Origin of the sequence: Catenulispora pinisilvae (assembly GCF_015356865.1) — a bacterium.
In the GTDB taxonomy this organism is placed as follows: Bacteria; Actinomycetota; Actinomycetes; order Streptomycetales; family Catenulisporaceae; genus Catenulispora; species Catenulispora pinisilvae.
The window spans coordinates 1-13,834 of record NZ_JAAFZA010000261.1 but is presented as its reverse complement, the minus strand read 5'-3'; the positions used below and the strand labels follow the sequence as shown (position 1 = coordinate 13,834).

At 70.2% G+C, this 13,834-nt stretch carries 16 protein-coding genes, 1 tRNA gene and 2 pseudogenes; 8 read left to right on the top strand and 11 right to left on the bottom strand.

What is annotated here, in order from left to right:
* Together IZR01_RS41670 and IZR01_RS41665 are read left to right on the top strand one after the other, a co-directional pair.
* Nucleotides 1–378 (top strand): annotated as a pseudogene (locus IZR01_RS41670) (CocE/NonD family hydrolase); the annotation flags it as partial.
* 40 nt (nt 379–418) lie between these two features.
* Nucleotides 419–1,300, top strand: coding sequence for a YDG/SRA domain-containing protein (locus IZR01_RS41665; protein WP_194927050.1), 882 nt, complete (start codon nt 419–421; stop codon nt 1,298–1,300).
* Between the two features lie 65 nt (nt 1,301–1,365).
* On the opposite strand, the gene IZR01_RS41660 is transcribed toward IZR01_RS41665, so the two are convergent.
* Both IZR01_RS41660 and IZR01_RS41655 read right to left on the bottom strand, forming a co-directional pair.
* Nucleotides 1,366–1,439 (bottom strand) — tRNA-Pro (locus IZR01_RS41660).
* A 69-nt stretch (nt 1,440–1,508) separates the two neighbouring features.
* Complete coding sequence (locus tag IZR01_RS41655; RefSeq protein ID WP_194898087.1) at nt 1,509–2,468, bottom strand: metallophosphoesterase; 960 nt, start codon at nt 2,466–2,468, stop codon at nt 1,509–1,511.
* Nucleotides 2,469–2,555: 87 nt separating this feature from the next.
* Here IZR01_RS41655 and IZR01_RS41650 point away from each other — a divergent pair, with 87 nt between their 5' ends.
* On the top strand, nt 2,556–3,008 hold the full coding sequence (locus IZR01_RS41650) for a GatB/YqeY domain-containing protein (protein ID WP_194898088.1): 453 nt from the start codon (nt 2,556–2,558) through the stop codon (nt 3,006–3,008).
* Nucleotides 3,009–3,148: 140 nt separating this feature from the next.
* Entirely contained in the window at nt 3,149–3,928 is a 780-nt protein-coding gene (locus IZR01_RS41645) for an MBL fold metallo-hydrolase (protein ID WP_194898089.1), read from the top strand.
* Between the two features lie 18 nt (nt 3,929–3,946).
* Here IZR01_RS41645 and IZR01_RS41640 read toward each other — a convergent pair whose 3' ends face one another.
* Nucleotides 3,947–4,648, bottom strand: a complete 702-nt coding sequence (locus IZR01_RS41640) for a phosphatase PAP2 family protein (RefSeq protein WP_194927049.1) — start codon at nt 4,646–4,648, stop codon at nt 3,947–3,949.
* 164 nt (nt 4,649–4,812) lie between these two features.
* Between IZR01_RS41640 and IZR01_RS41635 the strand changes: the two genes are divergently transcribed.
* From IZR01_RS41635 to IZR01_RS41620, 4 genes are all read left to right on the top strand, one after another.
* Nucleotides 4,813–5,172, top strand: coding sequence for a BlaI/MecI/CopY family transcriptional regulator (locus IZR01_RS41635; RefSeq protein WP_194898091.1), 360 nt, complete (start codon nt 4,813–4,815; stop codon nt 5,170–5,172).
* Entirely contained in the window at nt 5,169–6,164 is a 996-nt protein-coding gene (locus IZR01_RS41630; RefSeq protein ID WP_194927048.1) for a M48 family metalloprotease, read from the top strand. The genes IZR01_RS41635 and IZR01_RS41630 overlap by 4 nt, the downstream gene beginning before the upstream one ends.
* Before the next feature lie 68 nt (nt 6,165–6,232).
* The gene (locus tag IZR01_RS41625; protein WP_194898093.1) at nt 6,233–6,457 is read left to right on the top strand and encodes a DUF2277 domain-containing protein; all 225 of its coding nucleotides are present in this window, start codon (nt 6,233–6,235) and stop codon (nt 6,455–6,457) included.
* Nucleotides 6,447–6,860: a YchJ family protein gene (locus tag IZR01_RS41620; protein ID WP_194927047.1), complete on the top strand. Its 414-nt coding sequence runs from the start codon at nt 6,447–6,449 to the stop codon at nt 6,858–6,860. The genes IZR01_RS41625 and IZR01_RS41620 overlap by 11 nt, the downstream gene beginning before the upstream one ends.
* A gap of 19 nt (nt 6,861–6,879) precedes the next feature.
* Here IZR01_RS41620 and IZR01_RS53810 read toward each other — a convergent pair whose 3' ends face one another.
* The 8 genes and pseudogenes from IZR01_RS53810 to IZR01_RS41580 all read right to left on the bottom strand — a co-directional run.
* Nucleotides 6,880–7,962, bottom strand: coding sequence for a DUF4232 domain-containing protein (locus tag IZR01_RS53810; protein ID WP_194927046.1), 1,083 nt, complete (start codon nt 7,960–7,962; stop codon nt 6,880–6,882).
* Nucleotides 7,959–8,477, bottom strand: a complete 519-nt coding sequence (locus IZR01_RS41610) for a SigE family RNA polymerase sigma factor (protein ID WP_194898096.1) — start codon at nt 8,475–8,477, stop codon at nt 7,959–7,961. Before IZR01_RS41610 ends, IZR01_RS53810 begins: the two co-directional genes overlap by 4 nt.
* A gap of 226 nt (nt 8,478–8,703) precedes the next feature.
* The gene (locus IZR01_RS41605; protein WP_194898097.1) at nt 8,704–9,765 is read right to left on the bottom strand and encodes an aspartate-semialdehyde dehydrogenase; all 1,062 of its coding nucleotides are present in this window, start codon (nt 9,763–9,765) and stop codon (nt 8,704–8,706) included.
* Nucleotides 9,762–11,039 (bottom strand): aspartate kinase, encoded by a 1,278-nt coding sequence (locus IZR01_RS41600; protein WP_194898098.1) that lies wholly within the window; start codon nt 11,037–11,039, stop codon nt 9,762–9,764. The genes IZR01_RS41605 and IZR01_RS41600 overlap by 4 nt, the downstream gene beginning before the upstream one ends.
* A 181-nt stretch (nt 11,040–11,220) precedes the next feature.
* On the bottom strand, nt 11,221–11,757 hold the full coding sequence (locus tag IZR01_RS41595; protein ID WP_194898099.1) for a DUF5063 domain-containing protein: 537 nt from the start codon (nt 11,755–11,757) through the stop codon (nt 11,221–11,223).
* Complete coding sequence (gene recR / locus IZR01_RS41590; RefSeq protein ID WP_194898100.1) at nt 11,750–12,349, bottom strand: recombination mediator RecR; 600 nt, start codon at nt 12,347–12,349, stop codon at nt 11,750–11,752. The genes IZR01_RS41595 and recR overlap by 8 nt, the downstream gene beginning before the upstream one ends.
* 21 nt (nt 12,350–12,370) lie before the next feature.
* The gene (locus IZR01_RS41585) at nt 12,371–12,697 is read right to left on the bottom strand and encodes a YbaB/EbfC family nucleoid-associated protein (protein WP_194898101.1); all 327 of its coding nucleotides are present in this window, start codon (nt 12,695–12,697) and stop codon (nt 12,371–12,373) included.
* 341 nt (nt 12,698–13,038) lie between these two features.
* A pseudogene (locus IZR01_RS41580) lies at nt 13,039–13,834 on the bottom strand (DNA polymerase III subunit gamma and tau); the annotation flags it as partial.

The following is a 13,834-nucleotide window of genomic DNA, read 5'->3' as shown; positions in this document are numbered from 1 at the left end:
GCCCCACCAAGCCCGTTCGACGTCACCGACGTCCCCGCCACCCGCACCATCACCTGGAACCCCGTCACCGGCACCCAACGGATCGAGATGACATTCTCCGACGGCACCACCATCGACCGCACAGACGGCCTGACCCGCACCGAGACCGAACTCAACCGCTTCCACCTCACCGAAGGCGACCCCGAGTCCGCAGTCGTGGAATGCGAACGCACCGACGCCATCAGCCGCGGCAGCTGGCAGACGGAGGTGCGCACCTTCTCCCGGATGACGTGCACGGAGACCGAGTTCCTGGTCGTCGACCGCCTGGTCGCCTACGAGAACGGCGACGAGGTGTTCACGAAGAGCTGGATGACTTCGGTACCGCGGGATCTGGTGTGATCAAGCCCTGTCTGTGGGCATCTAATGCCACAATGCGCGCATGGCAGTGACGTTCGGAGAGATCGGCAAGTACCGCGCAGGCGCTACCTTCGCGGACCGCAAAGAACTCATGAAAGCCGGTCTGCACACCAAGAACCAGGATGGCATCTCCGGCGACCCGGATAGGGGCGCGGACGCCATCGTCGTCTCAGGCGGCTACACCGACGACGTCGACGACTTTGACGTGCTCGTCTATACCGGTCACGGCGGCCAGGACAAGAGCCGCACGCGCCAGGTCACCGACCAAGTCATCGGTGGCCCGAAGGGCCGGGGCAATGCCGCCATGGTGCGCAGCCACCGCGAGGAAATCCCCGTTCGAGTGATCCGCGGCCCCCGCACCCGCAAAGCCGACACTATCCGGCCAGAGACCGGCTATCGCTACGACGGCCTCTACCTCATCGAGTCCTACGGCAGCGCACCGAGCGTCCATGGACCGCTGGTCTGGAAGTTCCGGATGTTGAAGCTCACTCCGGTCGAGCGTTCGATCGCAGCGATGGTCGCGCAGAAGACCCCACAACGCGCGCCGACGACCGTCAACCGCATCTTGCGCGATGTCGAACTGGCCCAGGGCATCAAGCAGAAGTACGACCACATGTGCCAGGTCTGCGGCATCCAGATCGAGATCGATGGCGGCTACTACAGCGAAGGCGCCCATATCCACGCCCTCGGCTCGCCGTACAACGGCCCCGATATCGCTGGCAACATCCTTAGCCTGTGCCCGAACGACCATGTCCGCCTCGATAACGGCGCGATCTATCTCAGCGACACCTTCGAGGTGATCCGGGCCTCCGACGGCGCCGTCCTGGACCAGCTCCGGATAAAATCCGGACACACGATCGACCCGGATTGCGTCCGGAAGCATCGTGAGCGGTTCCGGCGCTGATAGCGCCGCATAACCAGAAATGCCGAAAGGCCCACCTTCGAAGAAGGCGGGCCTTTTCACGAGTGTCGGGGTGACAGGATTTGAACCTGCGGCCTCTACGTCCCGAACGTAGCGCGCTACCAAGCTGCGCCACACCCCGATCGTGCGTGGACAGTCTACCCATACCCGGGCTGGAAGCGAAAACGACTTAACGGGGCAGGTCAGGGGGTCATGATCGGGGTGTCAGGGTCAGCAGGGTGGCTTCCGGGGGGCAGCAGAAGCGGACTTGAGCGAAGCGGCTGGTGCCGCAGCCGGCTGAGACGTGGAGGTGGGACTCGGCGTAGGTGGACAGGCCGGAGGCTCGGCGGCGGTCGAGGTCGCAGTTGGTCACCAGGGCGCCGTAGAGGGGGAGGCGGAGTTGGCCGCCGTGGGTGTGGCCCGCGAGGATCAGGGGGAGGCCGTCGGCGGACATGGCGTCCAGGACCCGGCGGTAGGGGGCGTGGACCACGCCGATGGTCAGGTCGGTGTCGGGCAGGGTGCGGGCGGTGCTGTGGGTGCCGGCGGGGTTGGTGCTCTCGTCCTCGGTGGTCAGGGCTGCTGCCGCGGCCGGGTAGTCGTCGCGGCGGATGTGCGGGTCGTCGACGCCGACCAGGCCCACGACGGGGCCGGCGGCGCCCGGGAGGGTGAGGCGGTCGGTGCGGTTGGTCAGGTCCAGCCAGCCCGCCTTGCCGAAGCCGTCGCGCAGCTTCTGCCAGTCGTTGGTCTTGCCCTTGCCGCGGGTGCGCTGGCTGGGGTCGCCGCCGAGCAGGTACTTCGCCGGGTTCAGGGGCTTGGCCGCCAGGTAGTCGTTGGAACCCATGACGAACGCGCCCGGCAGCTCCATCAGCGGCTCCAGGGCGTCCAGCACCGAGCCGACGCCGTCCGGGTGGGACAGGTTGTCCCCGGTGTTGACCACGAAGTCCGGCTCCAGGGCGGCCAGGGAGCGCAGCCAGCGGACCTTGCGGTACTGCTCGGGGATCATGTGGATGTCCGAGACCTGAAGGATCCGCAGTGGCCGCACCCCGCGCGGGAGCACCGGGACCTCGTAGCGGCGCAGCCGGAAGAGGTTGGGCTCGACCTTGTGGGCGTAGGTGAGCCCGGCCGCCGCCGCGCCGATGAGGGACAGGGGGACTGTCACGAGCTTCCGCATGGATTCCATTATCGGCCTCGCGGGAAATCGCGCGGCCGGACCGGGGCAGTTGATGACACACTGGGGTGGCAGCCAGAAGGGATGATCATGACCGCGCTCAAGCAGAAGCTCCGCGCCGACCTCACCGCCGCGATGAAGGCCAACGACGAGCTGGTGAAGGCCACGCTACGGATGGCCCTGACGGCCGTCGGCAACGAGGAGGTGGCCGGCAAGGAGGCGCGCGAGCTGTCCGACGCCGAGGTGGTCCAGGTGCTCACGCGGGAGGCGAAGAAGCGCCGGGAAGCCGCGGAGGCGTTCGAGAACGGCGGGCGCCCGGAGCAGGCCGCCCGCGAGAAGGCCGAGGGCGAGGTCCTGGCCCGCTACCTCCCCGCCCAGCTCACCGACGAGGAGCTGGCCGCGCTGGTCGCCCAGGCGATCGCCGAGACCGGCGCCGAGGGCCCCAAGGGCATGGGCCTGGTGATGAAGACGCTGAACCCGAAGATCGCCGGACGCGCCGAGGGCGGCCGGGTCGCCGCCGCGGTGAAGTCCGCGCTGGCGTAAGCACATAGCCGGTAAGCACAAAGCCTGGTAGGCGCTCCCTACCGCGGGCCCGTCACGTTGGACGCGGCGTCGATCGCAGAGCACGGCGATCGACGCCGCCGCCATGTCCGCTCCGGCTCGTTTGGCCCTAGTGTTGATCCATGCGAATCCGCCAGACCTTCACGGTCCGCTACCTCGGCGGCCCCTCGGCCCTGCTCGACTACGGCGGCGTCACGATCCTCGTGGACCCGACCTTCGACCCGCCCGGGGACTACCCGATCGGTGAGCGGGTCCTGACCAAGACGGCCGGTCCCGCCCTGTCCGCCGACGAGGTCGACGCCGTGGACGTGGTGCTCCTGTCCCACGACCAGCACCCTGACAACCTCGACCGGGCGGGGCGCGACTACGTCGACACCGCCCGCCTGGTGTTGAGCACCCGTTCGGCCGAGGACCGGCTGGGCGGGGCGGTACTGGGCCTGCCGAACTGGGTGAGCCAGGAGCTCGACCGTCCGGGCGGCGGCACCGCGCTGGTCACCGGCGTCCCGGCGCTGCACGGCCCGGAAGGCAGCGAACCGGTGGTCGGCGAGGTCACCGGCTTCGTCCTGACCGGCGACGACCTGCCGACCGTCTACATCAGCGGCGACAACGCCTCCCTGGACCGGGTCCGCGAGATCGCCGCCCGCTACGCCCCGGTGGACGTGGCACTGCTGTTCGCCGGCGGCGCCCGCACCCCGCTGCTGGACTTCGCCTACCTGACGCTGACCAGCGCCGAGGCCGCGCAGGCCGCCACGATCCTGCGAGCCGGCGCCGTGGTCCCGCTGCACTTCGAGCAGTGGGCGCACTTCAGCGAGGGCGGCGAACAGCTGCAAGCGGCGTTCGCAGCGGCCGGCTTGAGCGACCGGCTGCGGCTGCTCAAGCCCGGCGAGTCCGCGGGCTTCTGAGATCAGCTCCGAGCGCTGCTAGCCCGCGACGGACGCGGTCTCGGGGACAGCCGCCGGCCCCGGGACCGGTCCGAACCTGTCCAGCAGCGGCACCCGGTACAGATTGGCCGCGATCCAGCCGTGCCACAGCCCGGTCAGGAAGACGATCGCCGAGGTGCTGACCAGGACCGAGCCCAGCACGTCGAACGGGTAGTGCGCCCCGATGTACAGCCGGTCGAAGCCGATCAGCACCGTCCACAGCGCCCCGAGCACGACCGCCGGCCGGAACCACCGGGTCCCGATCGCCAGCATGCACAGCGCCACGGCCAGCGAGAACGCGAACGCGGTGTGCCCGGACGGGAACGAGTTCGACCCGGTCTCCGGGGCCAGCGAGTAGACGGCCGGCGGCCGGTGCCGGGCCACGATGATCTTCGCGATCTCCGAGCTGTTCCAGCCGACCGCGATCACCAGGAACGTGGCGCAGGCCTGCACCGGCTTGCGCCGCCACAGGAAGAACAGCGCGATCAGCACGGTGATCACCAGTCCCCCGACCGGCGAGGCGATGTTCGCCAGATCCAGCGTCACCCGGTTCAGCCAGCCGGTCCGCAGCTGCTGAAGGTGCGAGTTCCACGACAGTTCGGTGCTCCGCGTGAGCGAGGTGTGCGCGGCGATCAGGCCCAGCGCCAGGGCGGCGGCGAACAGGGCCAGCGGGATCGCCACCCAATGGCGTACCTTCGGCATCGCGGATACTCCTACGATCGGGGGGTGCGGTTAGTGGGCTGTGCGGTCGAGACTGGTGAACGCCCGGTGAACGAGACGCTCCCGCCCCGTAATCTACTACAAGCTGTAGCATCAATGCGGGGAACACCGCACCCGCGGACCAGAACCTTTGAGGAGACCGTCTGATGGCCACCGGACGCAGACCCGCCGGGGCGCTGGAACAAGAAGTGCTGGCCACGCTGTGGGCGGCGGGACACCCGCTCACCCCGGCCGCGGTCCAGGAGCAGGTCGGCGGCGGCCTGGCCTACACCACCGTGAAGACCATCCTGGACCGGCTGCACGACAAGAAGATGCTCACCAGGGTGCGCGAGGGGAAGGCCTACGCCTACACCCCGGTCGTGGAGCAGGCCGACCTCGCCGCCGAGGCCATGCGCGCCGCCCTGGAGGGCAGCAGCGACCGCCCGGCCGTGCTGTCCAAGTTCCTCGACGAGATCTCCGCCGACGACGCGGCGATGATCCGCGAGTTGCTGGGGGACTCGCCGTGAACGTCAACGTCTACCTCCCCCTGCTGGCCGCCCTGGCGCTCGGCACCGCCGGTCCCGCCCTGGGCCGCCGCCTCCCGCCGGCCGTCGCCACGGTCCTGCTCACCGCCGCGGCCCTGGTCACCGCGCTCACCTCGCTGGCCTCCCTGGCCCTGCTGACCGGCGTCGTGGTCCTGCGCCTGCCGGAGTTCGCGGCCGAGGGCCGGTTCTCGGACGCGGTCCTGGTGCACGGCCCGGTGAGCCCGCTGGTCGGCACCGTCTCGGGCCTCGCGCTCCTGGCCCTGCTCCCCTTCGCGATCCGCGCCGGGATCCGCCTGTGGCGCGAGTCCGCACGCACCTACCGGCTCGCCAAGGCCTTCTCGGCCCACCCGGCGAGCATCGCGGTGATCCAGGACCCGCGGGCCCAGGCCTTCGCCGTGCCGGGGATCCCGCCCCTGCCCGGCCACGCCGCGATCCCGACCCGCATCGTCGCCACCGATTCGCTGCTGCGCACCCTCGACGAGGACCAGCGTCGGGCCATGTTCGCGCACGAGCAGGCCCACCTGCACCACCGGCACCATCTCTACCTGCTCCTGACCAACCTGGCCACCGTCGCGAACCCGTTGCTGTGGCGGCTGCCGGACGCGGTCACCGAGGCCACCGAGCGGTGGGCGGACGAGGACGCCGCTGCGGCGGTCGGTAATAGGGAAGTCCTGGCCCGCGCTCTCGGCCGGGCCGCCCTGTCGAACCTGCCGCGCACCATCCCGGCGATGGCCCAGGCGCATGTGGGCAAACGCGTCCGCGCGCTTATGGCGCCGCCCCCTCCGCGACGCCGCGCACTCGCCGCATTAGTGGGAATCGCTATAGCGGCAACGGTCTGGGCCTCCTTCCAGTCCGCCCGGGAGACCGACCAGTTCTTCGACTCCGCGCGCGTCGCCTGGCATGTCGCCCACGAGCGCGGCCTCGAGGGCCCGCACACCGTCGCCGCCGACCTGGAGTCCGCTGACCGTCGCTGACCGGCGGCGACCGGCAGTGACCAGCGGTGACCGCCCCGACCGTGGGCGGCCGGGCTTAGCCTGAAGTCATGTGCCGAAGCATCAAGACCCTCCGCGAGCCCTACGTGCCCGATCCCACCGCCGAGGACGTCCGCGCCGCAGCGCTCCAGTACGTCCGCAAGATCAGCGGTTTCCGCGCGCCGAGCAAGGCCAACACCGAGGCCTTCGAGCGAGCCGTGGAGGCCGTGGCCGCGGCGACCCAGGACCTCCTGGACCACCTCGAAGTTCGTAAGCAGGCTCCGAGTGCCGCGTAGAGAACGGCGCACGGGAAACGCTAAAGCGTTCCCCGCTACGTGCCCCTGCGGGACCGGAAAGCCCTACGCCGACTGCTGCGGTGCGCTGCACTCCGGACAGGTAGCTGCCGCTACAGCGGAACAGCTAATGCGTTCCCGCTATAGCGCCTTCGCTGTACAGGACGCCGCGTACTTGCTGAAGACCCACCACTCCTCGACTCGTCCGACGGTGACCGACTTCGAACCGAAGCTGCGCTGGACCGGTCTGGAGATCGTGGGCACCACCGGCGGATCGGCGTTCCACACCGAAGGCAGCGTCGAGTTCATCGCGCACTACACCGAATCCGGCCGCGACGGCTCGATGCACGAGAACAGCTCCTTCGTCCGCGAGGACGGGAACTGGGTCTACCTGAGCGCTCTCTAGGAAGACCGCTCAGTGCGCCTCAGTGCGCCGTCGTCGCGGACGTGGCCGGCTGGCTGGCGTGCCGCTGCCCCGGCGCCTGGAAGTAGTCCGTCACATAGACGGACGCCCCGCAGCCGGCCATGAGATTCACGCTCTGCGCCGGCTGCACCCCGTACACCGAATACCCCACCGAGTAGATCGTCGGCGCGGGCGCGGAGGACGACGGCGTCCCGGACGGCGTCGGCTGGCCCGACGACGACGAAGTCGGACCGGACGACGCCGACGGACCGGACGAGGTCGAGGTGGCCGTGGGGCTCTGGCTGGTGGACGCGGGGGAACTCGGCGGAGACGTCGGCGTCGGATTCGTCGGGCACGCCAGCGGAACCCAGGCGAGCTGGAACTCGTACCGGTCGCCCGGCCGCAACGTCAGCGTCTGGCCCGACGGCTCGGTCGGAAGCAACGGTGCGGCGGCGGGATCCGCCTTGTAGATAGGCACCTTCGCGGTCGTGCCGTCGGCGCCCAGCACGGTCAAAGCCGGCATCCCGGCCAGCGTGCAGGCCGTTTTCACGGTCGCCACGAAGGTCTCGTAGGTGACGCCGCCGGTCGTCCCGTTCTGGGTGGCGGCCACCGACGACATCGAAGAGTTCTGACAGACGCCGGCCGACGGGGTCCCGGCCGGGGTGGCCGACAGCGGAGTCGCCAAGACCAGCGGCTTCGGGCTCCCGGGCGTCGTGGGCAGCGCGGACGAGGTCTGGGAGGGAGCCGAACCGTCGTCACTCATGTCCTGCCCGCCGGGCGTCGGCGGACCGTGGCCGGAACCGCCGCCCGGCGCGTCGTTCGTGGCCGTGGTCAACAGGTTGCCGACGTTGGTACCGCCGGCCTGCGAGGGCTGGGGGTCGAAGGAGCCGCGGGCGGCCAGGGTCGCGCCGGTGCTCACGGCGAACACCGACAGGGCCGTCGCCGCCAGCGCGGCGTTGCGCCGGCGCCGCCGGGCCGGGACCGCGCGCCGCAGATAGTCCAGCGTCCCGGGCGCCGCCTCCAGGCTGGAGACCGCTTGGTGGAAGCGTTCCCGCAGCGCGGCGCCGGCCTCCTCGAGGCCGTCGTCCTCATGTGGCGCGCTCACCGGAACGCCTCCATCCGTACCCGAAGGGCCTCGATCCCACGAGACCCGTATGCCTTGACCGACCCGATCGAGATCCCGAGCAGGTCCGCGACCTGCGCCTCGGTCATGTCGGAGAAATAACGCAGCACCAGCACCTCGCGCTGGCGCCGCTGTATGCCCCGCAGGGCGTGGATCAGCGCGTCCTTCTCCAGCAGTTCGTACGCGCCCTCCTCGGCGCTGGCCATGTCCGGCATCGGCTTGGGGGCCAGCCGCATGCCGATCAGCCGGCGGCGCAGCGTCGAGCGCGACAGGTTCACCACGGTCTGGCGCAGGTAGGCCAGCACCTTGTCGGGGTCCCGCACGCGCGAGCGCGCGCTGTGCACACGGATGAACGCCTCCTGCACGACGTCCTCGCACGAGGCGAGGTCGTCCAGCAGGAGCGCGGCCAGCTTCAGCAGCGAGCCATAGTGGTCTCGGTACGTCTCCGTGAGCAGGTCGACAGTGACGTCGCCGGCTTCTCGGTCAGACGACACCACTGCCCCACCCGTACGCAACGGCGACGTCAACACTCCAGCGGTCACAAAGGTTAGACACGGAACACCCCCGTAGAGTTGTACCGCCTACGAGAGTGTTCCAACAGGCACATGCCTCTATTCCTACCCGATACGCCGCCCGCCATCGACGGGGTTCGGCGAATTCGGCACCCGACCTGGGCTCGGACCGTCTTCCAACCCTGATACCGCGGGCGGCGGCCCGTTGAGCTCAGATCTTCCCGGTCAGCTCGGCCGCCACGACCTCGGCGATCTGCGCGGTGTTCAGCGCCGCCCCCTTGCGCAGATTGTCGCCGCAGACGAACAGCTCCAGCGACTTCGGGTCGTCCAGTGTGCGCCGGATCCGGCCCACCCACGTCGGGTCGGTGCCGACCACGTCCGCCGGGGTCGGGAACTCCCCGGCCGCCGGGTCGTCCAGCACCACGACGCCGGGCGCGGCCCGCAGTATCTCGTGCGCCCCGGCCACCGTGACCTCGTCCTCGAAGCTGGCGTGCACGGAGACCGAGTGCGTGGTGATCACCGGGACCCGCACGCAGGTCGCCGACACCCGCAGGCCCGGCAGACCCAGGATCTTGCGCGACTCGTTGCGGATCTTCAGCTCCTCGGAGGACCAGCCGTCCTCCTTGAGCGAACCGGCCCAGGGCACCACGTTCAGCGCCAGCGGGGCCGGGAACGGGCCGAGGTCGCCGACCACACCGCGCAGGTCGCCGGGGTGCGTGCCGAGGTTGGTGCCGGCCACCTTCTCCATCTGCGCGCGCAACGTGTCGATGCCGGGCTGGCCGGCGCCGGAGGCCGCCTGGTAGGACGCGGCGATCACCGAGGCCAGACCGTAGCGCTGGTGCAGGGCGCCCAGGACCACGATCATCGACAGCGTCGTGCAGTTCGGGTTGGCGATGATGCCCTTGGGCCGGTTGCGCGCCGCCGAGGCGTTCACCTCCGGCACCACCAGCGGCACGTCCGGATCCATCCGGAACGCGCCGGAGTTGTCCACGGCGACCGCGCCCTTGGCCGCCGCGATCGGCGCCCACTGCGCCGACACCTCGTCGGGCACGTCGAACATCGCCACGTCGATGCCCTCGAAGGCTTCCTCGGACAGCGCCACGACCTCCAGCTGCTCGCCCCGACAGGCGAGCTTGCGGCCGGCGCTGCGCGGCGAGGCGATCAGACGGATCTCGCCCCAGACGTCCTCGCGGGTGGACAGCAGATCGAGCATCACGGTGCCGACCGCTCCGGTCGCTCCCACGACCGCCAGGGTGGGCTTCTTAACAGTCATCGGCCGGTGCCTCCGTAAACCACGGCTTCTCCACCCTCGGCATCCAGGCCGAAGGCGGTGTGCAGCGCGGCGACGGCGTCCTTGACGACGTCGGCGCGGCAGACCACGGAGATGCGGATCTCCGAGGTCGAGATCATCTCGGCGTTCACGCCGACGTTGGACAGGGCCTCGAAGAACACCGCGGTCACCCCGGGGTGCGACTTCATACCCGCGCCGACCAGGGACACCTTGGCGATCTGGTCGTCGAACAGGAGCGCCTCGAAGGCGATCATGGGCTGGACCTTCTGCAGCGTGGTGATGGCCCTGCGGCCATCGCCCACCGGCAGAGTGAAGGAGATGTCGGTGCGGCCGGTGGCCGCGGCCGAGATGTTCTGCACCACCATGTCGATGTTCAGCTCGGCGTCGGCGATGGTGCGGAAGATCTGGGCGGCCACACCCGGCTTGTCGGGCACCCCGACCACCGTGACTTTCGCCTCGCTGGTGTCGTGGGCGACCCCGGCGATGATGGCTTGCTCCACGGTCTCTCCTTCGACTTTCTCTTCTTTTGCCCGGACCCAGGTGCCCTCGTGCTGCGAGAACGAGGACCGGACGTGGATCGGGACGTGGAACCGGCGCGCGTACTCCACGCTGCGCAGGTGCAGGATCTTCGCGCCGGACGCGGCGAGCTCCAGCATCTCCTCGTAGGCGACCCGGTTCAGCTTGCGGGCTTTGGGCACCAGGCGGGGGTCGGCGGAGAACACCCCGTCCACGTCGGTGTAGATCTCGCACACGTCGGCGCCCAGCGCGGCGGCCAGCGCCACCGCGGTGGTGTCCGATCCGCCGCGGCCCAGCGTGGTGATGTCCTTGGTGGTCTCCGAGACGCCCTGGAAGCCGGCCACGATGGTGATCGCGCCCTCGTCCAGCGCGGCCCGCAGCCGGCCCGGGGTCACCGAGGTGATCCGGGCCTTGTTGAACGACTGGTCGGTGATCACGCCGGCCTGCGAGCCGGTGAAGCTACGGGCGTCCCCGCCCATGGAGTTGATGGCCATCGCGACCAGCGACATCGAGATGCGCTCGCCAGCGGTGAGCAGCATGTCGTACTCGCGGCCCTCCAGGATCGGCGAGACCTGCTTGGCCAGGTCGATCAGCTCGTCGGTGGTGTCCCCCATCGCGGATACCACCACGCACACCTCGTGCCCGGCCCGGCGCGTCTCCATGATGCGTTTGGCGACACGCTTGATGCTCTCGGCGTCGGCAACGGAGCTGCCCCCGTACTTCTGGACGATGAGGCCCACGCGGTGTCTCCCTCGGGTGAGGCGGTGTGCGGTAGAAAGGGCCGCCCGCAGACGGCCCGCCGTCATCGAGTCTAATCGGGGCCGCTGAGACGACCCTGAGCTTTCACCATGTGGGACCGGCCGCCGCCGCAGGTCAGGCGGCCGGTCGCGGATTCGTCTCGACAGCCGGGAACCGCGCCGGTCAGCCGGTGGTCGCGCCGAGCCGGGACCGGGCCACCACCGACAGCAGCGCCCGCTGCACCGCCGAGGCCGCCGGGCCCCAGCTGGACAGGTAGGAGAACTGCCACCACCACAGGGCCTCGGTGACCCGCTCGGCCTTGTAGTGGGCCAGGCCGTGCGCCAGGTCGGCGCAGACCAGGGCCAGGTCGTCGGAGATCCGCCGGGTCTCGATCTCGGACTTCGGGGCCAGCGGGTCGAACACCTCCTTGTAGGTGTTCACCGGCTTGAGTAAGGCGTTCAGCTTCTCGCGCAGCTCATCCAGATCCGGGTCCGGGCCGGCGTCGGTCTCGAAGCGCTCGTCAGGCACCACGTCCCGGATGGCGCCCAGGCGCCCGCCGGCCAGCAGCAGCTGCGAGGTCTCCAGCAGCAGGATCGGCACGCTGCTCTCCGGGGCGTCGCCCCTGGCCACCGCGCGCACCGACAGCAGGAAGGAGGTGACCTGGTCATGGATCTCGATCGCGAAGTCCGACAGATCATCGGAGGTCATCGGTTCAGACATCGAGCTGCCTTCTCCCCTCGAACGCCCGGCCGAGGGTGACCTCGTCGGCGTATTCCAGATCCCCGCCCACCGGCAGGCCCGATGCCAACCGGGTCACCCGCAGCCCCATCGGCTTGATCAGCCGTGCCAGATAGGTGGCGGTGGCCTCCCCCTCCAGGTTCGGGTCGGTGGCCAGGATCACCTCGGTGATCGCGCCGTCGGCCAGCCGCTTGAGCAGTTCCTTGACCCGCAGGTCGTCCGGGCCCACCCCGTCGATCGGCGAGATGGCCCCGCCCAGCACGTGGTAGCGGCCCCGGAACTCCCGGGTCTTCTCCACGGCGACGACGTCCTTGGACTCCTCCACCACGCACAGGCTGGCCGGCTCGCGCCGCGGGTCCCGGCAGATCCTGCACTCCTGCTGCTCGGCGACGTTGAAGCAGATCGCGCAGAACCGCACCTGCTCCTTGGCCCGGATCAGCACCTCGGCCAGCCTGCGCACCTCGGCCGGATCGGCCTGCAGCAGGTGGAAGGCGATGCGCTGGGCCGACTTGGGCCCGATGTTGGGCAGATGGCCGAGCTCGTCGATCAGGTCCTGGACCACACCCTCGTACACGGCAGAATCCCCTGGTCCGGCTCAGCCGAACAGGTTGCCGAGGTTGCCCAGATCGGGCATCCCGCCACCGGCCAGCGGGCCCATCTTCTCCGAGGCCAGCTTGTCGGCCGTCCCGCGGGCGTCGCGCACCGCGGCGATCACCAGATCGGCCAGGGTCTCGGTGTCCTCCGGATCGGCGGCCTCGGGCTTGATCTCCAGGCCCACCAGGTCCCCGGTGCCGGTCACCTTCGCGGTCACCAGCCCGCCGCCGGCGCTGCCGGAGACGATGGTGTTCTCCAACTCCTGTTGCGCCTGGACCATCTGCTGCTGCATCTGCATGGCCTGGCCGAGCATGCCCTGCAGGTCCATGCCGCCGAAGTCGGGCAGCCCGTCGCCAGGCCCGGTCGCATCGGGGAAAGCCACTGTGCGTGCTCCTGTTCGTGCATGTTCGCCGCCGCTATGTGAAGTCGTACTCGACCATACGCGCTCCGGGACCAAGGCGGCCAATACCGCGTGTCCCGGTCGAGAACGGCCGCCGACCGGCCCGGGTGACGTGCGATGCCCGGCCGGTTACCGCAGGAGAACGGTCGGCGGGCGACGGTGGTTCCGGGCCTCCGCTTAAGGACGTTGATGACTCTCAGTGACCAGCGCCGGAACGGGTGCCGAAGCAGATCCAGACCGCCGGTCCGGACGCCGCACTTGGCCGCTCACTACTCGGTGTCCAACCGCTGCGCGCCGAGTTCGCGGATGACGAGTTCGTGGGCTGACGCGTTGTCCTCGGCGATGACTTCGTCGTATTCGGAGACGACGTCGTCCTCGGGGCGGACAGTCGGCGTGGGCGGCGGCGCGGGCGCCGACGGAGCGGGAGGAGCCGGGGCCGGAGCCGCTTGCCGGGGCTGAGCCTGCGGCGGCTGCGGCGGTGCTTGTTGCGGCGGCGGGGTCGGGGCCTGAGTCGCACGCGGCGGCTCAGGCTGCTGCTGCGACGGGTTCGGCGGTTGCGGTTGCTGCTGCGGCGCGGGCGCCGACTCGGCCGGGGCTTGGGCCTGCGGGGGCTGATACGCGCCGGGCGGCGGCGGCATCTGCGCCGGGGCAGGCGTCATCGAGACCCCGGACGACACCTGCGTCCCAGGGGTCTGCGACGGATCGATGATCGCGTCGACCTGCCACTTGAACCCGAACATGTCCTGCACGGCCTGCCGCAGCGTGTCGGAGGTCTTCCGCCCCACGAAGCGGTCCCGCGCGCCGGCGTTCACGAACGCGACCTGCAACCGGTCGCCGTCCAGACCGAGCACCTGCGCGTTCTGGCTGAGCAGCATCCAGCTCACCCGGCCGTCGCGCCGCTTGACCTCCTCAAGGAGGTCCGGCCACATCCGCCGGATGTCGACGCCGCCCGGAGCCGTGGGCTGCGGGGGCGACGAGGGCTGCGGGGGCTGCGGGGGCTGATTCGCCGGCGCGGCATCATCCGACGCCCACGCCGGCGGCTCGGGGGGAGCGCTCGATGTGGGC

Excerpts from the sequence above, each read along its gene's own strand:
- IZR01_RS41650 (WP_194898088.1), top strand. The coding sequence starts at position 2,556 with ATGACCGCGCTCAAGCAGAAGCTCCGCGCCGACCTCACCGCCGCGATG.
- IZR01_RS41625 (WP_194898093.1), top strand. The coding sequence starts at position 6,233 with ATGTGCCGAAGCATCAAGACCCTCCGCGAGCCCTACGTGCCCGATCCC.
- IZR01_RS41635 (WP_194898091.1), top strand. The coding sequence starts at position 4,813 with ATGGCCACCGGACGCAGACCCGCCGGGGCGCTGGAACAAGAAGTGCTG.
- IZR01_RS41585 (WP_194898101.1), bottom strand. The coding sequence starts at position 12,697 with ATGGACCTGCAGGGCATGCTCGGCCAGGCCATGCAGATGCAGCAGCAG.
- IZR01_RS41645 (WP_194898089.1), top strand. The coding sequence starts at position 3,149 with ATGCGAATCCGCCAGACCTTCACGGTCCGCTACCTCGGCGGCCCCTCG.
- IZR01_RS41665 (WP_194927050.1), top strand. The coding sequence starts at position 419 with ATGGCAGTGACGTTCGGAGAGATCGGCAAGTACCGCGCAGGCGCTACC.
- IZR01_RS41605 (WP_194898097.1), bottom strand. The coding sequence starts at position 9,765 with ATGACTGTTAAGAAGCCCACCCTGGCGGTCGTGGGAGCGACCGGAGCG.
- IZR01_RS41655 (WP_194898087.1), bottom strand. The coding sequence starts at position 2,468 with ATGCGGAAGCTCGTGACAGTCCCCCTGTCCCTCATCGGCGCGGCGGCG.
- IZR01_RS41640 (WP_194927049.1), bottom strand. The coding sequence starts at position 4,648 with ATGCCGAAGGTACGCCATTGGGTGGCGATCCCGCTGGCCCTGTTCGCC.
- IZR01_RS41595 (WP_194898099.1), bottom strand. The coding sequence starts at position 11,757 with ATGTCTGAACCGATGACCTCCGATGATCTGTCGGACTTCGCGATCGAG.